Annotated in this window: 17 protein-coding genes, 1 pseudogene, 1 riboswitch and 1 other annotated feature; of the genes and pseudogenes, 15 read left to right on the top strand and 3 right to left on the bottom strand. The window is 63.6% G+C overall.

What is annotated here, in order from left to right:
- The first annotated feature begins 66 nt into the window (after window positions 1-66).
- The 9 genes and pseudogenes from QZY67_RS03325 (at window position 67) to rpiB (ending at window position 11,052) form a co-directional block, all read left to right on the top strand.
- On the top strand, window positions 67-1,203 hold the full coding sequence (locus tag QZY67_RS03325; RefSeq protein ID WP_295368530.1) for a cysteine desulfurase family protein: 1,137 nt from the start codon (window positions 67-69) through the stop codon (window positions 1,201-1,203).
- A gap of 69 nt (window positions 1,204-1,272) precedes the next feature.
- Window positions 1,273-2,031 (top strand): MBL fold metallo-hydrolase, encoded by a 759-nt coding sequence (locus QZY67_RS03330; protein ID WP_295368531.1) that lies wholly within the window; start codon window positions 1,273-1,275, stop codon window positions 2,029-2,031.
- A 233-nt stretch (window positions 2,032-2,264) separates the two neighbouring features.
- Window positions 2,265-3,326 (top strand): heat-inducible transcriptional repressor HrcA, encoded by a 1,062-nt coding sequence (gene hrcA, locus QZY67_RS03335; protein ID WP_295368532.1) that lies wholly within the window; start codon window positions 2,265-2,267, stop codon window positions 3,324-3,326.
- A gap of 17 nt (window positions 3,327-3,343) precedes the next feature.
- A complete protein-coding gene (gene grpE, locus QZY67_RS03340; protein WP_277214786.1) occupies window positions 3,344-3,910 on the top strand; it encodes a nucleotide exchange factor GrpE in 567 nt (188 codons plus the stop codon).
- 60 nt (window positions 3,911-3,970) lie between these two features.
- A pseudogene (gene dnaK / locus QZY67_RS03345) lies at window positions 3,971-5,780 on the top strand (molecular chaperone DnaK).
- A gap of 484 nt (window positions 5,781-6,264) precedes the next feature.
- Window positions 6,265-7,431 carry a molecular chaperone DnaJ gene (gene dnaJ, locus QZY67_RS03350; RefSeq protein WP_295368533.1) on the top strand — a complete coding sequence of 389 codons (1,167 nt, stop codon included), beginning with the start codon at window positions 6,265-6,267 and terminating at the stop codon, window positions 7,429-7,431.
- Window positions 7,432-7,570: 139 nt separating this feature from the next.
- Window positions 7,571-9,784 carry a phospholipid carrier-dependent glycosyltransferase gene (locus tag QZY67_RS03355; RefSeq protein ID WP_295368534.1) on the top strand — a complete coding sequence of 738 codons (2,214 nt, stop codon included), beginning with the start codon at window positions 7,571-7,573 and terminating at the stop codon, window positions 9,782-9,784.
- A gap of 11 nt (window positions 9,785-9,795) precedes the next feature.
- The gene (locus QZY67_RS03360; protein ID WP_295368535.1) at window positions 9,796-10,602 is read left to right on the top strand and encodes a PHP domain-containing protein; all 807 of its coding nucleotides are present in this window, start codon (window positions 9,796-9,798) and stop codon (window positions 10,600-10,602) included.
- Window positions 10,603-10,617: 15 nt separating this feature from the next.
- On the top strand, window positions 10,618-11,052 hold the full coding sequence (gene rpiB, locus QZY67_RS03365; RefSeq protein ID WP_295368536.1) for a ribose 5-phosphate isomerase B: 435 nt from the start codon (window positions 10,618-10,620) through the stop codon (window positions 11,050-11,052).
- Between the two features lie 65 nt (window positions 11,053-11,117).
- Here rpiB and QZY67_RS03370 read toward each other — a convergent pair whose 3' ends face one another.
- The gene (locus QZY67_RS03370) at window positions 11,118-13,496 is read right to left on the bottom strand and encodes a vitamin B12-dependent ribonucleotide reductase (RefSeq protein WP_295368580.1); all 2,379 of its coding nucleotides are present in this window, start codon (window positions 13,494-13,496) and stop codon (window positions 11,118-11,120) included.
- Between the two features lie 423 nt (window positions 13,497-13,919).
- Between QZY67_RS03370 and QZY67_RS03375 the strand changes: the two genes are divergently transcribed.
- The 4 genes from QZY67_RS03375 (at window position 13,920) to cysK (ending at window position 18,172) form a co-directional block, all read left to right on the top strand.
- Window positions 13,920-14,924: an ATP-binding cassette domain-containing protein gene (locus QZY67_RS03375; protein WP_295368537.1), complete on the top strand. Its 1,005-nt coding sequence runs from the start codon at window positions 13,920-13,922 to the stop codon at window positions 14,922-14,924.
- Complete coding sequence (locus QZY67_RS03380; protein WP_295368538.1) at window positions 14,917-15,648, top strand: methionine ABC transporter permease; 732 nt, start codon at window positions 14,917-14,919, stop codon at window positions 15,646-15,648. The genes QZY67_RS03375 and QZY67_RS03380 overlap by 8 nt, the downstream gene beginning before the upstream one ends.
- Window positions 15,649-15,871: 223 nt before the next feature.
- Window positions 15,872-16,124, top strand: a binding site (T-box leader).
- Window positions 16,125-16,254: 130 nt separating this feature from the next.
- Complete coding sequence (locus QZY67_RS03385) at window positions 16,255-17,124, top strand: MetQ/NlpA family ABC transporter substrate-binding protein (RefSeq protein WP_295368539.1); 870 nt, start codon at window positions 16,255-16,257, stop codon at window positions 17,122-17,124.
- A gap of 112 nt (window positions 17,125-17,236) precedes the next feature.
- A complete protein-coding gene (cysK, locus tag QZY67_RS03390; RefSeq protein WP_295368541.1) occupies window positions 17,237-18,172 on the top strand; it encodes a cysteine synthase A in 936 nt (311 codons plus the stop codon).
- A 26-nt stretch (window positions 18,173-18,198) separates the two neighbouring features.
- On the opposite strand, the gene QZY67_RS03395 is transcribed toward cysK, so the two are convergent.
- Window positions 18,199-18,696, bottom strand: a complete 498-nt coding sequence (locus QZY67_RS03395; RefSeq protein WP_295368542.1) for a hypothetical protein — start codon at window positions 18,694-18,696, stop codon at window positions 18,199-18,201.
- 129 nt (window positions 18,697-18,825) lie between these two features.
- Window positions 18,826-19,335 (bottom strand): nucleoside-triphosphatase, encoded by a 510-nt coding sequence (locus QZY67_RS03400; RefSeq protein WP_295368543.1) that lies wholly within the window; start codon window positions 19,333-19,335, stop codon window positions 18,826-18,828.
- Between the two features lie 118 nt (window positions 19,336-19,453).
- Window positions 19,454-19,595: riboswitch (molybdenum cofactor riboswitch) on the top strand.
- A 100-nt stretch (window positions 19,596-19,695) separates the two neighbouring features.
- On the opposite strand from QZY67_RS03400, the gene QZY67_RS03405 reads away from it, so the two are divergent.
- Both QZY67_RS03405 and QZY67_RS03410 read left to right on the top strand, forming a co-directional pair.
- Window positions 19,696-20,724 carry an iron ABC transporter permease gene (locus QZY67_RS03405; protein WP_295368544.1) on the top strand — a complete coding sequence of 343 codons (1,029 nt, stop codon included), beginning with the start codon at window positions 19,696-19,698 and terminating at the stop codon, window positions 20,722-20,724.
- Window positions 20,721-21,548 carry an ABC transporter ATP-binding protein gene (locus QZY67_RS03410; protein ID WP_295368545.1) on the top strand — a complete coding sequence of 276 codons (828 nt, stop codon included), beginning with the start codon at window positions 20,721-20,723 and terminating at the stop codon, window positions 21,546-21,548. The genes QZY67_RS03405 and QZY67_RS03410 overlap by 4 nt, the downstream gene beginning before the upstream one ends.
- The last annotated feature ends 6 nt before the right edge of the window (window positions 21,549-21,554 follow it).

Consider the following 21,554-nt stretch of genomic DNA (forward strand, 5'->3'; position numbering starts at 1 on the left):
GCTTGACTTTGCACCGCTTCCGAATTAGAATTGAGGGGATATTGTGTGACTAAGGAGCGAATTTCTTTGATTTATCTGGACAATGCCGCCACCACCCGGGTGTGTCCCCAGGCCGCCCAGGCCGCGCTGGAGGCCATGACGGAGCAGTACGGCAACCCCTCCTCCCGCTATCCCCTGGGCCGGGAGGCCGCCAAGCGGCTGAAGGAGCAGCGGGGCCAGGTGGCCGCCGCCCTGGGCTGCGCCCCGGAGGAGATTTTCTTCACCTCCTGCGGCACCGAGGGGGACAACTGGGCCATCCGCGGCGCCGTGGAGCTGGGCAGGCGGAAGGGAAAGCATATCATCACCACCGCCTTTGAGCACGCCGCCGTGCTGGAGCCCTGCAAGGCCCTGGAGCGGGAGGGGTACGAGGTCACCTGGCTCAGGCCGGACAGGACCGGCCATATCTCCATCGAAGACCTGACCGCCGCCCTCCGGCCGGACACGGTGCTGGTGTCCATGATGCTGGTGAACAACGAGCTGGGCACCATCCAGCCTGTGGCTGAGGCCGCCCGGGCCATCAGAGCCGCCGGCTCCCCCGCCCTGCTCCATACCGACGCGGTGCAGGCCTTTCTGAAAATCCCATTTACCCCCAAGGCCCTGGGCGTGGACCTGCTCACCATCTCGGGCCACAAGGTCCGGGCCCCCAAGGGGGTGGGCGCGCTGTACATCCGCAGGGGCCTCCGCTTCCCGCCCCTGATGCTGGGCGGCGGCCAGGAGGAGGGCATGCGCCCCGGCACCGAGGCCACCGCCCAGACCGCCGCCTTTGCCGCCGCCTGCGCGGTGGGCAAGGCCGAGATGAATTCCTATACCATTCGTATGAAAGAGTTGAAAGAATACGCATTGGATTCACTTCTAGGGGCAATCCCGGAGCTGAAGCGGGTGGGCGAGGGGGAGGCCCCCCACATCCTCTGCCTCACCCTGCCCGGCTACAAGAGCGAGGTGCTGGTGCGGGTGCTGGGGGACATGGGGGTATGCGTGTCCGCCGGGTCGGCCTGCCACCGGGGCAGGCCCAGCCATGTGTTTGCCGCCATGGGCCTGCCCAAAAACGAGATGGACGGGGCCTTCCGTGTGTCCTTCTCCCCGGACAACACCCGGGAGGACGTGGACGGCCTGCGGGAGGCCCTGGTCAAGGCCCGGGACAGCCTGTTTACCACCCTGTCCTGAGGCGGCCGGATGCCTGTCCCCCTATCTATTTCACTTGAGCCGCGTACCGCGGCGAAAGGCGGGATGATGATGAAAGTCACGGTTCTGATGGAAAACACCTCCCCCGGCAGCCTGATCCACGAGCACGGGCTGTCCCTCCACCTGTCCTACCGGGGGCACAGCGTGCTGCTGGACGCCGGCTCCTCCGGCCGGTTTACAGACAACGCCGCCGCCCTGGGGGTGGACCTGTCCGCCGCAGAGGCGGCCGCCCTCTCCCACGGCCACTGGGACCACGCCGACGGCCTGGGAGCCTTTTTCGCCTGCAATACCGCCGCAGTCGTATACGCCCGGCCCGCCGCCCTGCTGCCCCGGTACCGGGAGAAGGACGGCAGCTACAACGGGGTAAGTCCCGCCCTGGTTGAGCAGTTCCGCGGCCGCTTCGACCTGGCCGACGGCCCCCGGGAGATACTGCCCGGCCTCCATCTCATCCCCGACAGTGTGGACCATGAGCAATCCCTGGTGGCCGAGACGGACAGGGGCCTGGTGGTGATGAACTCCTGCTGCCACGCCGGGGCGGGATATATTGTAAAGGATATCCTCGCCCGTTTCCCCGGCCGGCGGGTCCACGCCATCGTGGGCGGGTTTCACCTGATGGGGCGCGGCGGCACGTCCACCCTGGGGGTGGCCCCCGGCATTGTCCGCAACCTGGCCCGCTGGCTCACCGATGAGCTGGGGGTGGAGCGGGTGTACACCGGCCACTGCACCGGCGCGCCCGCCTTCGCCCTCCTTCAGGAGGAGCTGGGCGAGAAGCTGACCTATCTCCGCACCGGCCTCATTCTGGACTTCTGAATTGCGTTATCTGCCGCTCCGGCGGAGATGAACCTCCATCTCCGCCGGGGCGGCCTTTTTCTCTCCGCCGCCGGTTGTTAGCAATCCTTGTGCTCTTCTGCTTTCCCCGCCGCCAATTTTTTTCTGTTCACAAATCATTTACAACCAACCTATTGACAATATCAGGGGATGGTGGTACATTTACGTTAGCACTCAGGAAGTATGAGTGCTAAATCAGGAGAGGAGGATGCACGATGGACTTGAGTGACCGAAAGAAACGTATTCTGCGGGTCATCATTGAGAACTATATTGAATCGGCGGAGCCTGTGGGCTCCAAGACCATCGCCGAGTCCTCCGGACTGGATATCTCCTCCGCCACCATCCGCAACGAGATGGCCGACCTGGAGGCCATGGGCTATCTGGAGCAGCCCCACACCTCCGCCGGCCGGATTCCCTCCCCCAAGGGCTACCGGCTCTACGTCAACGAGCTGATGGACGACTACCGCCTCTCCCTCCAGGAGACCCAGCGGATCAACCAGGCGCTGCGGATGAAGATGCAGGAGCTGGACCGGGTCATCGACCAGGCGGGACGGATTGTCTCCCAGCTGACCCAGTACCCCGCCTTCGCCCTCTCCTCCGGTATGGAGCGGGTGACCATCAAGCGGTTTGACCTGCTGATGGTGGAGCGCAGCGCCTTTATTATCGTGGTGATGACGGACACCAACGTGGTCCGCAACCGGCTGGTGCGGCTGCCCACCGACCTGAGCGAGCCCCAGCTCCAGCTGCTCAACACCCTGCTCAACACCACCTTTACCAATCTCACCCTGGAGGAGATTACCCCCGAGCTGATGCGGGTGGCCCAGCACGCCGCCGGCGACTCCTACGGGCTCATCAGCCTGGTTGTCTCCTTCGCCATCGAGGTACTGGAGGAGCTGGAGCACCGGAAGGTGCACACGGCGGGCATCGCCCATCTCCTCGAGCACCCCGAATACCGCAGCCTGGAGAAGGCCCAGACCCTGATGAGCTACCTCTCCGAGGACAACGACCCCAGCCGCTTCCCCGTCCCCAAGGACAACCCCATGAGCATCCTCATCGGCCCGGAAAATGTGGCCGACGCCCTGAAGGACACCAGCGTGGTGGTGGCAAGCTACGACATCGGCGACGGAATGCGGGGCGTCATCGGCGTGGTGGGTCCCACCCGTATGGATTATGCCAAGATTACCGCCCGCCTGTCCTACCTGGCCCAGGGCCTTTCCAGGCTGTTCGGACAGGGCGAGCTTCCCCCCATTGGTGAAAACAATGACGGCAAGAAATAGGAGTGAGCACATAAGCTATGAGTAAAAAGGATAAGGAAAAGGAGTCCGTCTCCCAGCAGGAGACGACCCAGGCCCCCCAGGAGGAGGCCGTGTCCCAGGCCGGAACCGCCGAGGCCCCCGACAGCGCCGAGCTGACCGCCGCCCTGGAGTCCGCCGAAAAGGCTATGGCCGCCCTGAAGGAGAAGGAGGACCAGTTCCTCCGCCTGGCCGCCGAGTACGACAACTACCGCCGCCGCAGCCAGAAGGAAAAGGAGTCGGTGTGGAACGACGCCAAGTCGGAGACCGTGCTGGCCTTCCTTCCGGTGTACGACAACCTGGAGCGCGCCCTCAAGCAGGAGACTGCCGACGAGGCCTTCAAGAAGGGCGTGGAGATGACCATGAACCAGCTGCGTGAGGTGCTCAAGAAGCTGGGCGTGGAGGAAATCCCCGCGCTGGGCGAGACCTTTGACCCCAACGTCCACAACGCGGTGATGCACGTGGAGGATGAATCCGCCGGTGAAAACACCGTCGTTGAGGTATTCCAGACCGGCTTCAAGTCCGGCGACAAGGTGGTCCGGTTTGCCATGGTAAAAGTGGCGAATTAAAAAATTACCACCCATCCCTATTGTTAAAAAATAATTTCGATATATTGGAGGAAAAGCATTATGTCTAAGATTATTGGTATCGACCTCGGTACAACCAACAGCTGTGTTGCCGTCATGGAGGGCGGCGACGCCGTCGTCATCCCCAACGCGGAAGGAAACCGCACCACCCCCTCTGTCGTCGCCTTCTCCAAGGACGGCGAGCGTATGGTGGGCCAGGTGGCCAAGCGTCAGGCCATCACCAACCCCGACCGCACCGTTATCTCCATCAAGCGCGAGATGGGCAGCGACTATAAGGTGAGCATCGACGGCAAGAAGTACACCCCCCAGGAGATCAGCGCCATGATCCTTCAGAAGCTGAAGGCGGACGCCGAGGCCTATCTGGGCGAGACCGTCACCGAGGCGGTCATCACCGTCCCCGCCTACTTCACCGACTCCCAGCGCCAGGCCCGAGCCCACCGCCGCCGCTCTGGCCTACGGCGTGGACAAGGAGACCGCCCAGAAGGTCATGGTCTACGACCTGGGCGGCGGCACCTTCGATGTGTCCATCCTGGACATCGACGACGGCGTCATCGAGGTTCTGGCCACCGCCGGCAACAACCGTCTGGGCGGCGACGACTTCGACAAGTGCATCATGGACTGGATGGCCGCCGAGTTCAAGAAGACCGAGGGCGTGGACCTGACCGGCGACAAGGTGGCCATGCAGCGCCTGAAGGAGGCCGCCGAGAAGGCCAAGATTGAGCTGTCCGGCGTCACCTCCACCGCCATCAACCTGCCCTATATCACCGCCGACGCCACCGGCCCCAAGCATCTGGACCTGACCCTGACCCGGGCCAAGTTCGACCAGCTGACCGCTCACCTGGTGGAGGCCACTGCCGGCCCCGTCCGTCAGGCCATGAGCGACGCCGGCCTCACCGGCAGCGACATCTCCAAGGTCCTGATGGTGGGCGGCTCCAGCCGTATCCCCGCCGTGCAGGACATGGTCAAGAAGCTCACCGGCAAGGACGGCTTCAAGGGCATCAACCCCGACGAGTGCGTGGCCATGGGCGCTGCCATCCAGGGCGGCGTTCTGGTGGGCGACGTGAAGGGCCTGCTGCTGCTGGACGTCACCCCCCTGTCCCTGGGCATTGAGACCATGGGCGGCGTGATGACCAAGCTCATCGAGCGCAACACCACCATCCCCGCCAAGAAGAGCCAGATCTTCACCACCGCCGCCGACAACCAGACCTCCGTTGAGGTCCACGTCCTCCAGGGCGAGCGTGAGATGGCCCAGTACAACAAGACCCTGGGCCGCTTCAACCTGGACGGCATCGCCCCCGCCCGCCGCGGCGTGCCTCAGATCGAGGTCACCTTCGACATCGACGCCAACGGCATCGTCAACGTGTCCGCCAAGGACCTGGGCACCGGCAAGGAGCAGCACATCACCATCACCTCCTCCACCAACATGTCCAAGGAGGACATCGACAAGGCCGTCCGTGAGGCCGAGCAGTTCGCCGCCGAGGACGCCAAGCGCAAGGAAGAAGTTGACGTGCGCAACCAGGGCGACCAGATGGTGTACCAGACCGAGAAGGTCATGGAGGACCTGAAGGATAAGCTGTCCGCCGAGGACAAGAACACCCTGGACGCCGCCCTGAACAAGCTGAAGGACGCCCTGAAGGGCACCGACACCCAGGCCATCAAGACCGCCACCGAGGAGCTGGGCAAGGCCTTCTACCCCATCAGCGAGAAGCTGTACAGCCAGGCCGGCGGCCAGCAGGCCGGCCCCGACATGGGAGGCGCGGGCTTTGGCGGCGCTCAGGCCGGTCAGAGCGACAACAGCGACCCCAACGTGGTGGACGCTGACTACAAGGTTGTGGACGACGACCAGAAGTAAGAAGCGCTGAGCCGTCGCGAGCAGCGGGCTAAGACGCGGAACGGAGCAAACGGACCACAGGGCCGCAAGGCCCGGAGGCCGGCTTGCGCAGTTGAAGCGGCTTAGAACCGCGTCGCGAGCAGGCGAAGCGTGACAAGTAAGAAGCGCTGAGCCGTCGCGAGCAGCGGGCTAAGACGCGGAACGGAGCGAACGGACCGCAGGGCCGCCAGGCCCGGAGGCCGGCTTGCGCAGTTGGAGCGGCTTAGAACCGCGTCGCGAGCAGGCGAAGCGTGACAAGTAAGAAGCGCTGAGCCGTCGCGAGCAGCGGGCTAAGACGCGGAACGGAGCAAACGGACCGCAGGGCCGCCAGGCCCGGAGGCCGGCTTGCGCAGTTGGAGCGGCTTAGAACCGCGTCGCGAGCAGGCGAAGCGTGACGGACGAGATTCATAGGAAATGAGGCGGGGGCTTGTCCCCCGCCGTTTCCCGCGTAAAGAGGTGAACTCCCATGCCAGATCAGAAACGGGATTATTATGAGGTCCTGGGCGTGTCCAAGGGCGCGTTAGACGACGAGATTAAGAAGGCCTACCGCAAGCTGGCCAAGCAGTACCACCCGGACCTGAACCCCGGCGACAAGACTGCCGAGGCCAAATTCAAGGAGGTCAACGAGGCCTATGAGGTGCTCTCCGACAAGGAGAAGCGGGCCAAGTACGACCAGTTCGGCCATGCCGGCGTTGATCCCAACTTCGGCGCGGGGGCCGGCGGCCCCTTCGGCGGGTTCGGCGGCGCAGACTTCGGTGACATCGACCTGGGCGACATTTTCGGCTCCTTCTTCGGCGGCGGGTTCGGCGGCAGCTCCTCCGGCGCCCGGCGCAACGGTCCCATGAAGGGCGATACCCTGCGCGCCGGCGTCACCATCACCTTCGAGGAGGCAGCCTTCGGCTGCGAGAAGGAGATTGTCCTCAATCGGGAGGAGACCTGCGACACCTGCCATGGATCCGGCTGCGAGCCGGGCACCACCGCCGAAATCTGCCCCAACTGCCGGGGCACCGGCACCGTCCGCATCCAGCGGGGCGGCGGGGCCTTTACCTTCGCCACCACCGCCGCCTGCCCCAAGTGCGGCGGCTCGGGCAAGATTATTCACCAGCCCTGCAAGGCCTGCAGCGGCTCCGGCTCGGTGCGCAAGCAGCGGAAAATCACCGTCAAGATCCCCGCCGGCATCGACAACGGCCAGGCCGTGTCCCTGCGGGGCCAGGGCGGCGCGGGCCGCAACGGCGGGCCCGCCGGCGACCTGATCATCAGCGTCACCGTCCGCCCCCACGCCTTCTTCCGGCGGGACGGAACGTCGGTCTATCTGGAGCAGCCGGTGTCCTTCCTCCAGGCCACCCTGGGCGCGGAGCTGGAGATCCCCACCATCGACGGCAGGGTGAAGTGGACCCTGCCCGAGGGCACCCAGCCGGGCACCACCTTCCGCCTGCGTGGCAAGGGCATTCCCTCCATCAACGGCAGAGGCCGGGGCGACCAGTTCGTCACGGTCCAGGTCCAGGTTCCCAGGAATCTGAACCGGGAGCAGAAGGAGGCGCTGCACGCCTATGGCCAAGCCATGGGCGAGATTCCAGCGGACCATGAGGACGGCCTGAAAGGCTTTTTTGACAAGAAGCGCAAAAAGAAATAAGCGGCAGGCTTTAAAAAATAGTGGATGGACTTTGGTCCGTCCACTGTTTTTTTGCCCGGAACTATGGTAGAATACCCCTGTATGTCCCACGGCGGGAATGTGCTTCCCCCGCCTATTCTGTCTCCGGAGGTCTGCCGCGATGAACCTCATGCAGTATATCACCCCCACGCTGGTGTTTCCCATCGTGGTCCTGGCGGCCATGTTCTGTCTGCTGAGCTACTACCGCCACGCCATGTCCCCCAGGGAAGGCACCCTGGAGTGGGTGACCATGGCCAGCGCCGCCCCCCGCCCCCTGTCCTTCCCCCGCCGCCGGTTCCCCATGCGGCGCAAGGACGCGCTGCCTCTGCTGCTGCTGACGGCGGTGTACGCCTTCACCGCCTTCTGGAATCTGGGCTCCTTCACCAATCCCCAGTCCTTCTGCCAGCTCTCCGCCGGGGAGACCGTCACCTTCACCCTGGCCGAGCCCACGGCCATCTCCCGGGTGATGTACTACACCGGCCTCAACACCGGCAGCTACACCCTGGAGGCCAGCCCGGACGGCGAGACCTGGTACACCCTGCTCTCCTATGAGGACGAGGCCAACGACGTCTCCGGCCTTGTCTGGCGCGAGAACGGGGACGGCTCCACCCTGCCCGCCGGACTGGACACCGCCAACACCTCCGCCGCCCTCCATCAGAAGTACTCCGACCTGTTCAAGTGGATCGACAACGACCTGCTCCGCACCGGCGAGGGCCCCGACCCCCTGTCCCTGGAGGTGCGGATGTTCCGCCTCACCGGCAATCCGGACAGCGGCGACGCGTGGCTGGAGCTGGGGGAGCTGGCCCTGTACGACGCCGACGGGGCTCGCATCACCCTCCGCGACATCTCCTACACCGGCGAGGGGGCCTCTCCCCTGTTCGACGAGGGGGAGACTGTGCCCGCCATGCCCACCTGGTACAACTCCTCCTATTTCGATGAGATCTACCACCCCCGCACCGCCTACGAGCACATCCGGGGCATCTACCCCTACGAGATCTCCCACCCGCCCCTGGGCAAGCTGATCATCGGCCTGGGCATCCGCATGTTCGGCCTGACCCCCTTCGGCTGGCGGTTCATGGGTACCCTCTTCGGCGTGCTGATGGTCCCCCTGCTCTATGTGTTCCTGAAAAACCTCTTCGGCAAGACGGTTGTGGCCTTCTGCGGCACCGCCCTCTTTGCCTTTGACTTCATGCACCTGACCCAGACCCGCATCGCCACCATCGACACCTACGGCGTGTTCTTCATCCTGGCCATGTACTACTTCATGTACCGGTACCTGACCCTGCCCGCCGGCACCCCCTTCCGCAAGGGGGCACTGCCCCTGTTCCTGTCCGGCCTCATGTGGGGCATCGGCGCGGCCAGCAAGTGGACGGTGATCTACGGCGCGGTGGGCCTGGCCCTGCTCTACTTCATCGGGCTGTACTTCAAGTGGCGGGACTGGCCCCAGGAAGAGGACGCTCCCCGGTTCGCCCCCTGGCTGGTCAAGACCCTGCTGTTCTCCGTGCTGTGCTTCGTGCTCATCCCGGCGGTCATCTATACCGCATCCTACCTGCCCTATGCCGCCGCCAAGGGGGACACCAGCCTGGAAAATCTCATCAAGGTCATGTGGGACAACCAGGTCTACATGCTCACCTACCACGAGGGCGTCCACACCCCCCACCCCTACTCCTCCCGCTGGTACCAGTGGATTGTGGACGGCCGTCCCATCCTCTATTATCTGGACAACAAGAGCGGGGCGGCCCAGGGGCTCAAGTGTGCCTTCGGCGCCTTCTCCAACCCCATCGTGTGTTGGGGCGGCCTGCTGGCTATGATCGCCTGCGCCGCCCAGTCCTTCCGCCGGTTCCGGTCCAAGATACTCTTCTTCCTCCTGTCCGGTCTGGTGGCCGCCGGCGCGGTCATCGGCGTGGACGGGGTCCTCAGCGCCGAGCTGGACAATCTTGTCCGGCTGCGCAACCTGTGCCTGCTGGCGGGCGGCGTGCTCATCTACTGGATTCTGGGCTATCTGGCCAGCAAGTCCTTCCCCCGCTATTCCTCCAAGGCCATGTTCATCCTCATCGGCTACCTGTCCCAGCTGGTGCCCTGGATGTTCATCGGACGCATCACCTTCGCCTATCACTACTTCCCCTCCATCCTCTTCCTGGTGCTGGCCCTGGCCTATGTGTTCAATGACCTGGTGGGCCGCAGAGCGCCCGGCTGGCGGGTGGCGGTCTACGGCACCACCGGCGGCGCCGTGGCCCTGTACTCCGCCTTCTACCCCGTGCTGGTGGGCATCATGGTGCCCACCTGGTACACCACCAACTTCCTGCGCTGGATTCCCGGCGCGTGGCCCTTCTGAGGAGGTGCGCTGTGTTCCTCTCCGACTACCACTCCCACAGTCTGGTATCCTTTGACGGAGAATTTCCCATGGCCCACATGGCCCAGGCCGCCATGGATGCGGGGCTCAATGAGCTGTGTATCACCGACCACTGCGACTTTCTGGACCAGGACGGCGTCCCCGTCCGCACCTACGACTGGGCCAAGGCGCTGGATCAGTTTGAGGAGGCGGAGTTCTTCCATCACCGGGATGATTTCAGCCTTCGTCTGGGCCTGGAGTTTGGTATGCCCTATCTGGACCCACCAGCGGCGGAGCGCATCTGTTCCCAGCCCCTGCTGGACTTTGTGCTGGGCTCGGTTCACAACCTGTCTCCGGAGCGGGGCGGAATCGACTTCTACTTCGCCGACTACTCCACCGCAGCCGCCTGCCGGGAGGCGCTGGACGACTACTTTGCCTCCCTTTCCCTGCTGGCTGAGAGCGATTTTTACGATGTGCTGGCCCACATCATCTACCCGCTGCGGTACATGAGTCCCGCCGACGGCCCCGTCACCCTGGAGGGCTTTGAGGACCGGCTGGACGCCCTCCTCCGCATGGCCATCTGCCGGGGCAAGGGCATGGAGGTCAACACCTGGTGCGGCCGCACGGTGGCCGACTGGCTGCCCCTGCTGAAGCGGTACCGCGCCCTGGGCGGCGAGATTGTCACCGTGGGCTCTGACGCCCATGCCCCCGCCAATGTGGGCAAGGGGGTTCCCCAGGCCTTTGACCTGCTGCGGGAGGCCGGGTTCCGCTATGTGACCGTGTTCCGGCGGAGAAAGCCGGAATTTGTCCCCATTACTTAAAACGGAGGTAACGACATGATTGCACTTGGTTCCGATCACGGCGGCTTTGCGCTCAAAGAACACATCAAGGCCTATCTGGACAGCCGGGGCATTGCCTGGAAGGACTTCGGCTGCAACAGCACCGACAGCTGCGACTACCCCGACTTCGGCGCCGCCGCCGCCAGGGCGGTGGCCTCCGGCGAATGCGAGAAGGGCATTGTGGTGTGCACCACCGGCATCGGCATCTCCATCACCGCCAACAAGGTCAAGGGCATCCGCTGCGCCCTGTGCCGGGACGTGCTCTCCGCCCGGCTCACCCGCCAGCACAACAACGCCAACATGCTGGCCCTGGCCGGCGGCTTCACCGGCCCCTTTGAGGCCGAGCACATTGTCTCCGCCTTCCTGGACACGGAGTTTGAGGGCGGCCGCCATGAACGCCGGGTCAGCAAGATGATGGCCCTGGAGGATTGATTCCCGCTTACGAGCAAAAAGTCCGGCATTGCAAGAAGCAATGCCGGACTTTTTATACTCTCTTATCAGCCGCACTTGGAGTATCCGCAGTTGCGGCAGGTGACGCAGCCGCCCTCATGCTCCAGCTTGCTGCCGCACTCGGGGCAGAACTTGGCCAGCTTGGCCTCGGCGGGGGTCATGTTGGGATTGACCGGCGCCTTGGCGCGGGGCACGGGCGTTTTGACCGCTGCGGGCGCCATGGGCTGGGGCTTGCCGCCGTCGTGGGTGGCCTTGATGACCTTCTCGATGGACTTGGCGATGGCGTCAGGGCAGGAGGTGACGGGCACACCGGGCTGGCGCAGGCAGGAGGGGCAGCGGATGCCCTTGAGCTGCTGGATGATCTCCTTGGGGTCCATGCCGGAGCGGATGCCCACGCTCACCAGGCGGGCAGTGGCCTCGCTCTGGCTGGGGCAGCCGCCTGCCCGGCCGGTGTTGGTGAACACCTCGCAGATGCCGGTCTCATCGTAGTTGACGGTGATATACAGGTTGCCGCAGCCGATCTTCACCTTCTCGGTGAAGCCGCTGGTGACGGCGGGACGGGGACGGGGCAGGATGGTGCCGTAGGCGCTGGTCTTCATGACGCAGGCGGCGCCGTCGCAGCCGGCCTCCAGCACGGCGTCCACCATGGGGTCGCCGGTGGCGTCCTTCTTCTCGGCCTTGTCCTTGCCGTCGTTGACCTTGCCGATGTTGAGCACCTGCTCGTCACGGCTGCCGTCCCGGTAGATGGTGGTGCCCTTGCAGCCCAGCTTGTAGGCCAGGGTGTACACCTCGGCCACCTCTTCCTTGGTGGCGGAGTTGGGGAAGTTCACCGTCTTGCTGACGGCGTTGTCGGTGTAGGCCTGGAAGGCGGCCTGCATCTTCACGTGCCAGATGGGGGACACGTCGTGGGCGCAGACAAACACCCGCTTGATGTCCTCGGGGATGCCGTCCACATGGGCCAGGCTGCCCTGCTCCACAATCTGGCGCATCAGCGCCTCGGAATAGAGGCCCCGGGAGAGGAGCACGTTCTTGAGGATCTGGTTGGTCTCAATGAGATGGGTGTTGTCCATCACATTGCGGATATAGGCGTAGGCGAACACAGGCTCCACGCCGGAGGACACGCCCGCGATGATGGACAGGGTGCCGGTGGGGGCGATGGTGGTGACGGTGGCGTTGCGGATGGGCTTGCCGCTGCGGTAGGTGCTCTCGCCGAAGAGGGGGAAGGCGCCCCGGACCTGGGCCAGGGCCTGGCTCTCCTCGTGGCCGATGGTGTTCACCAGCTCCATGACCTCCCGGGCCATGGCCACACCCTGGTCGCTGTTGTAGGGGATGCCCATATAGAGCAGCATATCGGCAAAGCCCATGACGCCCAGGCCGATCTTCCGGGTGGAGCGGGTCATGGCGTCAATCTCGGGCAGGGGGTACTTGTTGACCTCGATGACGTTGTCCAGGAAGTGGACGGCGGTGCGGATGGTGGCGGTGAGCTTGTCCCTGTCCAGCACCCAGCGGCCGTCCTCCTCCTTCAGGTGGGTCACCAGGTTGATGGAGCCCAGGTTGCAGGCCTCGTAGGGCAGGAGGGGCTGCTCGCCGCAGGGGTTGGTGGACTCAATCTCGCCCTGCTGGGGGCAGGGGTTGTCCCGGTTGAGCCGGTCCAGGAAGATGATGCCGGGCTCGCCGGTCTGCCAGGCGGAGGAGACGATCTTCTCAAAGACCTCCCGGGCGTTGAGGGCGCCGGTGACCTTGTGGGTGGCGGGGTCCACCAGCTCGTAGCTGCCGCCGTTCTCCACGGCCTGCATGAACTTCTCGGTAATGCCCACGGAGATATTGAAGTTGGTGATCTCCTTGGTGTCATTCTTGCAGGTGATGAAATCCAGAATGTCGGGGTGGTCCACCCGGAGGATGCCCATGTTGGCGCCCCGGCGGGTGCCGCCCTGCTTCACCGCCTCGGTGGCGGCGTTAAAGACCTTCATGAAGGAGATGGGGCCGCTGGCCACGCCGCCGGTGGAGTTGACGGTGGAGCCCCGGGGCCGCAGGCGGGAGAAGGAGAAGCCGGTGCCGCCGCCGGACTTGTGGATGAGGGCGGCGTTCTTGATGGCGTCAAAAATCTCCTCCATGGAGTCCCCCACAGGGAGGACAAAGCAGGCGGACAGCTGGCCCAGAGGGCGGCCGGCGTTCATCAGGGTGGGGGAGTTGGGCAGGAAGTCCAGCCCGGTCATCATGTCGTAGAAGCGCCGGGCGGTGGCGGCCACGTCGGCCTTGGGGTCAAAGGCGGCGTCCGCCGCCGCGATGGCGTCGGCCACCCGGTGGAACAGCTCCTCCACCGTCTCGGTGGGCTCCCCCTTCTCGTCCCGAATCAGATATCGCTTCTCCAGCACGGCTCTTGCGTTCTCGGAAATCGCCATGTCGTTCTTCCTCTCTTCCGGTATTTTATGGGCCGCCGGGGCGGATCACCCGCTCCGCGGCCAAAGCAAGACCCGCCCTCACGTTGAGGCGGGTCGGATTGTTGACGCAATATATTGTATCATGGCAGGCCGTTATGTCAATATGTTGTTCTGGCCATTCCATGTAGAATTTTGGCCCGCAATCTTGTGAAAAACAGGCTATTGACTGCCCCATGCCGGGCGGGGCGCGGAATTTCGCCTTGACAGCCTTGCCTGCCTGTCATACAATTTAGGGTACCCATTGCCCCCGTTTTTCTCGTCCAGGGGGTAAAATCCGTCTCCATAAGGAGGGATGCAGGCATGCTTCATCCGGGATGCTCAGGCCGTTTTCCCTCCGGGGAGCGAATGTGAAGGGCCTCCCGCCGGAGCCGGACGGCTCCCAAAACGCAAGAGGAAGGAGACTTCACCGTGATAGAAATTCAGCATCTGCATAAGACCTTTCCCACGCCGGAGGGCGTGTTCACCGCCCTGGAGGACGTAAACCTGACCATCCGGGACGGGGATGTGTTCGGCATTGTGGGCATGAGCGGCGCGGGCAAATCCACCCTGGTGCGCTGCATCAACCTGCTGGAGCGGCCCACCTCCGGCCATGTGGTCATCGGCGGGGAGGACATGACCGCCCTCTCCCCCAAGGCCCTGCGTGAAAAGCGGCGGTCCATCAGCATGATCTTCCAGCAGTTCAACCTGCTCATGCAGCGCACCTGCCTGGACAATATCTGCTTCCCCATGGAGATCGCCGGGGTGCCCAAGGCCAAGGCCCGGCTCAGGGCCAGAGAGCTGCTGGAGACCGTGGGCCTGCCCGACAAGGCCGACGCCTACCCCGCCCAGCTCTCCGGCGGCCAGAAGCAGCGCATCGCCATCGCCCGGGCCCTGGCCAGCGATCCCAAGGTGCTCCTGTGCGACGAGGCCACCTCCGCCCTGGACCCCACCACCACCCGATCCATCCTCCGGCTGATCCAGGACATTAACAAGCGGCTGGGCATCACGGTCATTGTCATCACCCACGAGATGGCCGTGGTGGAGGAGATCTGCTCCCATGTGGCGGTGCTGGAGCACGGCCGCGTGATGGAGACCGGCACGGTGGAGGAGGTATTCTCCAACCCCAGGAGCGAGGCCGGCCGGCGGCTGGTGTTCCCCGACGGGGTGGCCCTGGACCAGTTCCCCGTGGCCAGGGTGGTGCGGGTGGTGTTCAACGGCGGCTCCTCCTACGAGCCCCTCATCGCCTCCCTGGCCATCGACTGCGGCGTGAAGGTGAACATTCTGGGCGCCGACACCCGGAACATCGACGGCAAGGCCTTCGGCTCTATGCTGCTGGGCCTGCCCCAGGACAGCGCCGAGGCCGCCAAGGCTATGAACTATCTGAAAAGTCAGCGTGACGTCACCGTAGAGGAGGTGCAGGACTACCATGGATAAGTTTATTTCCGATTTTACCGCCATTTTTCAGAATGACAAGATGTTCTGGACCTTTTTGGGCGGCACCTGGGAGACTCTGTACTCCACGTTTATCGCCACGGCGGTGGCCTATATTCTGGGCCTTGCACTGGGCATTGCCCTCACTGTGGGAGAGGAAAACGGCATCCATCCCCTTCCCCGCCCTCTGATGAAGGTACTCAATGTCGTCATCAACATTCTTCGCTCCATGCCCTTCCTGCTGCTGATGATTCTCTGTCTGCCTCTGAGCGGCCTGCTGGTGGGTACCGAGATCGGAACCGCAGCCTCCATCCCGCCCCTGATCATCGCCGCAGCGCCCTTTGTGGCCCGGCTGGTGGAGACCTCTTTCCGCGAGGTGGATCGGGGTGTGCTGGAGGCCGCCCAGTCCATGGGCTGCTCCACCTTTCAGATTATCTGGAAGGTCATTCTCCCTGAGAGCAGGCCCTCCCTCATCGCCGGTTTCGCCACCGCTTTTATCACCATCCTGGGCTACGGCGCTATGGCCGGCTTTATCGGCGGCGGCGGTCTGGGAATGATCGCCACCACCTACGGCTACAATCGCTACAACGACGCCGTCATGCTGGTGGCTGTGGTGATCATTGTGATTCTGGTGCAGATTTTCCAGTCTCTGGGCACCCGTCTCTCTATCCGCAGCGACAAGCGTATCACCCGTATCAGCCGTCAGAAGAAGAGCAAGAGCAAATAAACCCGTATTCTGTGTATTCCGGCAGGCCGCCCTGTGAGGGCGGCCTGCCTTGTTTTGTTTTTCACAAAGTTTGGACATTTTTCAAGTGAATCCCCGCTTTTTCTCTTCTTCCTCCGGCTTGTCCAAACGTTTTCGCCGCTCTTTTGTGCAAATTACACAATTGACTTTCCCGCCGGGGCGGTATACACTAGTCCCAAGTTCCAAGACAACTGAACAGGCTTACCCAAAGGCAAGGAAGAGAAGAGTAAGCTGGGAGATACGTCACAGAGAGCCCGGATTGGTGGAAACGGGTACGGAAGGCCTGGCCGAACATGGTCTCGGAGCCGCGCACCGAGTGTATCTGCATTAGGCTGCGACGGGAGCGCCCGTAACAGCGCAGGAGTATCGGAGTTTCTCCCGTACTTCATAAGGCCCGTATCCGTGAGGAGCGGGTGAAGCAAGGTGGTACCACGAAGCCAAAGGCTCTCGTCCTTGATGATGCATCAAGGGCGTTTTTTTGTACCCAAAACGGCAAAAATCGCCTTCAACCGATGTCGGCTGCTCCGGCGGTACCCCGGAACAGTTTACATAACCCTAATCAATCCAACAGAAAAGGAGAAATACATTATGAAGAAGCTCACCTCTCTGCTCCTCACCGGCGTGCTGGCTCTGGGCCTGCTGGCCGGCTGTTCCACCTCCACCGGCGGCGACACCGGCACCCCCCAGTCCTCCTCCCCCGCCCAGCCCTCTGCGTCCAGCTCCCTGGAGGGCACCACCATCACCGTGGCCGCCTCCCCCACGCCCCACGCCATGATTCTGGAGGTCGCCAAGGAGGTCCTGGCCGAGCAGGGCATTACCCTCAAGATCATGGAGTTCACCGACTACATCGTGCCCAACACCGCCACCGAAGAGGGCGAGGTGGACGCCAACTACTTCCAGCATATCACCTACCTGAACAACTTCAACGAGGAGCAGGGCACCCACCTGGTGAGTGTGGCTGAGATCCACTACGAGCCCTTCGGCATCTACGCCGGTACCACCGCCTCCCTGGCTGACCTGCCCGACGGCGCCCAGATCGGCGTGCCCAACGACCCCACCAACGAGGGCCGCGCACTGCTCCTGCTCCAGCAGGAGGGTCTCATCACCCTGAAGGAGGGCGTGAGCCTGACCCCCACCAAGCTGGATATCGAGGAAAACCCCCACAACTATGACATTGTGGAGATGGACGCCGCCCAGCTGCCCCGCTCCCTGGGCAGCCTGAACCTGGCCGTCATCAACGGCAACTACGCCCTTCAGGCCGACCTGAACGCCGCCGATGCTCTGGCCGTTGAGGCCGCCGACGGCGAGGCCGCCCAGGCCTATGTGAACGTGCTGGCCGTCAAGGAGGGCCGTGAGAACGACCCCGCCATCCAGGCTCTGGTGGCCGCTCTCCAGTCCGACGAGGTCAAGGCCTTCATGGAGGAGACCTGGCCCGGCGCCGTGGTGCCCATGTTCTAATGGTTGACAACCCGCTGTCTCTCTGCTAAAATAATGGAAAATGTCCCGGCAGGGCCGGGACATTTTCCTGATTTAATTTCATAGTATTCATACTGAATAAGGAGGAAATAAAATGAAGATCGCCCACTCCCTTGTGGACCTCATCGGCAACACCCCCCTGCTCCGCCTGGAGCGGTACGAATCCGCCAACCACCTGTCCGCCGCCCTGCTGGCCAAGCTGGAGTGCTTCAATCCCCTTTCCTCCGCCAAGGACCGGGCCGCCAAGTACATGATTGAGGACGCGGAGGCCAAGGGTCTGCTCAAGCCGGGCACCGTTATCGTGGAGCCCACCAGCGGCAACACCGGCGTGGGCCTGAGCTATATCGCCGCCATCAAGGGCTATCAGGTCATCCTCACCATGCCCGAGACCATGAGCCTGGAGCGGCGCACCCTGCTCTCCGCACTGGGTGCAAAGCTGGAGCTGACCCCCGGCGCCCAGGGCATGAAGGGCGCCATCGCCAAGGCGGAGGAGCTGCTGCGCACCCTGCCCTCCGCCTGGATGCCCGGCCAGTTCGACAACCCGGCCAACGCCACCGCCCACTACGAGACCACCGGCCCCGAGATCTGGCGGGACACCGACGGCAAGGTGGATGTGCTGGTGGCGGGTGTGGGCTCCGGCGGCACCGTCACCGGCGCCGGCCGCTACCTGAAGGAGCAGAACCCCAACATTGAGGTCATCGCCGTGGAGCCCGCCGAGTCCCCGGTGCTCTCCGGCGGTCAGGCCGGCCCCCACAAAATTCAGGGCATCGGCGCGGGCTTTGTGCCCGCTGTGCTGGACCGCTCCGTGGTGGACCGGGTCATCCCCGTCCCCGGTGAAGACGCCTTTGCTGCCAGCCGGGCTCTGGCCCAGACCGAGGGCGTACTGGCGGGCATCTCCTCCGGCGCGGCCCTGTCCGCCGCCGCTTCCCTGGCCAGGGAGGAGGCCTACCGGGGCAAAACCATCGTGGCGGTGCTCCCCGACACCGGCGAGCGCTACCTGTCCACCGGTCTGTTCCAGAAGAGCGAATAAACCGCCATGGCTGTTTGCATTATGTTCTAAAACATCCATTCATGTTCCTTTGTTATACCACCAGACAGACACATCACGACCCGATATCCTACCTCTTCTCGATTGATATAAAATTCATAACGCTTCAAGGCATCGCTCCCCTTCGGATAGACAAAAAGAACCAGACATTCCGGCTCCTCCTCTCCAAAGAGCTGGAAGGAAAACGCCTGCGGCTCGGATTCCACCGCGGCCTGCGGATCCCAGTCGGAGGGGAGGGGCGGATAAGGCTCAGCGAAGCGATAGTAGTGGTCAATTCTGGTTCCGTGCTGGGCGTAAATGGTCAGGACATTGCCTTCCCTGTCAAAAGTACAGTTCAGGGGGAGATGGCCCCCCGCGCGCTTCCAGTCGTGGTATGCGTCGGTGGCGGTTACAACGGTAAACACAAGGACGGGGAAGAGCAGGAGGAGAAAGAGCTTCCTGCGCTCCGCCGGAATGGCCCGCAGCTTTTGAAGGAGCGATAGCGCCCCGGCGCGTATCCGTTTCATAGCAACCTCCTTTTATAGGTACAAAGGGCCGTTCTCTGTTCTAATTGTATCACAAAAATATACATTTAAAAAGTATATAAAGATAAATGGCGTGGCCCGCCGGAAATCCGGCGGGCCGCCTGTTTTCCCTTATTCCGCCCTCAGCTGCGCCCGAATCAGTTCAGGCAGGGCGTCTCGGTTGCCCTCTGTGACCGTGATAAGCTCCACATTGAGGTGGTCGGCGATGGCCCTGGTCCACCCGGGGAAGCCCTCCCGCACCACGCCCAGCACCGGCGTGTCCCCCTCCAGCTTCTCCAGAATGGCCCGCTGGAAGGCCAGGGCGTCCCGCTCCAGGCGGCCACACTCGTCCATCACCCACAGCGCGGGCGTCCCGGTCAGGCAGGCGGTGCCCAGCGTGTCAAACCGGCCGGGGATGGGCTGAGGCGCGCAGCCATTGAAGAACTTCACCACCGCGTGGTCGGAGTCGTACCGGGCAGACTCCGACGCGCTCCACAGGTAGAGCAGCCGCTCCGGACAGGCCCGGTCGGGCCCAAAGCCGGTACGGAAGCCTCCCACCCCCCCGTTCCACGCCTCCAGCACCCGGGTGACGACCGTACTCTTGCCGCACTGGACGGCGCCGGTTAAAAAGACGTGCTTCATGCAAACCTCCAAAAACATTGACAACAAACCGCAAAAATAGTATGCTGTTTGACAGCAGACCGGCGGGACGCCTCGGTCCCGCCGTCTCTCCTGTGGTATCATACGCCATTTTTTCCCACAATTCAATATTCTCCGAGCCCCCGCGCCTAAGGCTCTGCTATGGCGCCCGGGCCGTGGACGCCGCCACGGCGTCTGTTCAGGGTCTGTGCCGGAAACGGACAGGCCTTCCGTGTTTGAGAAGGAGAGGCTCCATCTGCTGTGCCGTAGTCTGTGCGGCATGGCTGGGCTGTTGTCGCCTCCGCCTTTTGCGGGGGCGATTTTGTTTTACCGCTGGCAATTACACAGAGAGGAGACCTGTCCATGCAGTCCGTTTCCCCCCACGGGGCACGCAAAAAAGTCCTTGTCATCCTGGTGCTGCTGGTTCTGCTGGTGTGCACCGCCGTCCTGTCCTTCGGCCTGGGCCGATACCCCATCACCCCCGCTGAGCTGGGAGGTATCGTGCTCTCCCGCTTCTTCCCCATTGAGCAGTTCTGGGCCGACACCATGGTGAACGTGTTCTTCAACGTCCGTCTGCCCCGCATCATCATGGCCTGTCTGGTGGGCTGCTGTCTGTCCGCCGCCGGCTGCGCCTATCAGGGCATCTTCCAGAACCCCATGGCCTCCCCCGATATTCTGGGCGCCACCAAAGGTTCCGCCTTCGGCGCCTCCCTGGCCATCATCGCCGGGTTCGGCGCACAACTGACCATGCTGATGGCCTTCGGCTTCGGCATTCTGACCGTGGTGCTGGTGTGGCTGGTGAGCAGCCGCGCCAAGGGCAAGCGGGTCATGAGCCTGATTCTGGCCGGTATCGTCATCAGCTCCCTCTTTGAGGCGGGCACCTCCTACATCAAGCTGGTGGCCGACCCCAACGAGGCCCTGCCCAAGATCACCTACTGGCTCATGGGCAGCCTGTCCGGCACCACCCGGGACAAGGTGTCCTTTGTGTTCCTGCCCATGCTGATTGGGCTGGTCATCCTGTTTGTGCTTCGGTGGCAGCTGGGTGTGCTCACCATGGGCGACGAGGAGGCCCGCACCATGGGCGTCAACGCCAAGGTGGTGCGGCCGGTGATTATCCTGGCCTCCACCCTCATCACCGCCGCGGCTGTGTCGGTGTGCGGTGCCATCGGCTGGGTGGGTCTGGTGATCCCCCACCTGTGCCGCCGCCTGGTAGGCAGCAACACCCGGTACCTCATGCCCGCCTCCATGGTGGCAGGGGCACTGTTCCTGCTGATTGTGGACAACATCTCCCGCAACCTCTACGCCACTGAGCTGCCCATCGGCATCCTCACCGCCTTTGTGGGCGCGCCCTTCTTCCTCTATCTGATGATGAAGGGAGGCGATGTGACGTGAGTATTGAAGTCAAACACCTCTCCTTCTCCTACGGAAACCGCCAGGTACTCAAGGACGTCAGCTTCTCTGTGGACAGGGGCCGGCTTCTCTCGGTGCTGGGCCCCAACGGCGTGGGTAAGAGCACCCTGTTCCGCTGCATCCTGGGCCTGCTCCACGGTTTCCAGGGAGAGATCACCGTGGACGGCGCGGTGGTCAGCAGCCTGGGCGCCCGGGAGCTGGCCCGCAAGGTGGCCTACATCCCCCAGTCCAACTACCCCGCCTTCCAGTACAGCGTGTTCGACATGGTCCTCATGGGCACCACGGCCCAGAGCAGGGGCTTCTCTCCCCCCGGTCCCAAGCAGGAGGCCGCCGCCCTGGAGGCTCTGGAGCGGCTGGACATCGGCCATCTGGCCGATCGGAGCTACACCCGCCTGTCCGGCGGCGAGCGGCAGCTGGTGCTCATCGCCCGTGCCCTGGCCCAGCAGTCCACCGTGCTGCTGATGGACGAGCCCACCGCCAACCTGGACTACGGCAACCAGATCCGGGTGCTCACCAAGGTGCGGGCCCTGGCCGACGCGGGGTACACCATCGTCCAGTCCACCCACAACCCGGAGCAGTCCTACCTCTTCTCCCACCAGATCCTGGCCATGAAGGACGGCCAGGTCTTGGCCCACGGCGCCCCCGGTGAGGTGATGAACGAGGACCTGATCAAGGCCCTCTACGGCATCGACGCCGAGGTGGTGCCCCTGCGGGACGGGCGGATGCGGGTGTGCATCCCCCGTGACCTTCCCACGTTTTCCCCCTGCGAGCAGGTGGAATATAACCCGGTCTCTTCAAATCAGTAAGGAGGA

The organism is uncultured Pseudoflavonifractor sp. (assembly GCA_904419835.1).
Taxonomy (GTDB): domain Bacteria; phylum Bacillota; class Clostridia; order Oscillospirales; family Oscillospiraceae; genus Pseudoflavonifractor.

Bases quoted from the DNA above. Each gene is read 5' to 3' on its own strand.
- QZY67_RS03330 (WP_295368531.1), top strand. From the start codon at position 1,273: ATGAAAGTCACGGTTCTGATGGAAAACACCTCCCCCGGCAGCCTGATC.
- hrcA (WP_295368532.1), top strand. From the start codon at position 2,265: ATGGACTTGAGTGACCGAAAGAAACGTATTCTGCGGGTCATCATTGAG.
- grpE (WP_277214786.1), top strand. From the start codon at position 3,344: ATGAGTAAAAAGGATAAGGAAAAGGAGTCCGTCTCCCAGCAGGAGACG.
- dnaJ (WP_295368533.1), top strand. From the start codon at position 6,265: ATGCCAGATCAGAAACGGGATTATTATGAGGTCCTGGGCGTGTCCAAG.
- QZY67_RS03355 (WP_295368534.1), top strand. From the start codon at position 7,571: ATGAACCTCATGCAGTATATCACCCCCACGCTGGTGTTTCCCATCGTG.
- rpiB (WP_295368536.1), top strand. From the start codon at position 10,618: ATGATTGCACTTGGTTCCGATCACGGCGGCTTTGCGCTCAAAGAACAC.
- QZY67_RS03380 (WP_295368538.1), top strand. From the start codon at position 14,917: ATGGATAAGTTTATTTCCGATTTTACCGCCATTTTTCAGAATGACAAG.
- QZY67_RS03385 (WP_295368539.1), top strand. From the start codon at position 16,255: ATGAAGAAGCTCACCTCTCTGCTCCTCACCGGCGTGCTGGCTCTGGGC.
- cysK (WP_295368541.1), top strand. From the start codon at position 17,237: ATGAAGATCGCCCACTCCCTTGTGGACCTCATCGGCAACACCCCCCTG.
- QZY67_RS03395 (WP_295368542.1), bottom strand. From the start codon at position 18,696: ATGAAACGGATACGCGCCGGGGCGCTATCGCTCCTTCAAAAGCTGCGG.
- QZY67_RS03400 (WP_295368543.1), bottom strand. From the start codon at position 19,335: ATGAAGCACGTCTTTTTAACCGGCGCCGTCCAGTGCGGCAAGAGTACG.
- QZY67_RS03405 (WP_295368544.1), top strand. From the start codon at position 19,696: ATGCAGTCCGTTTCCCCCCACGGGGCACGCAAAAAAGTCCTTGTCATC.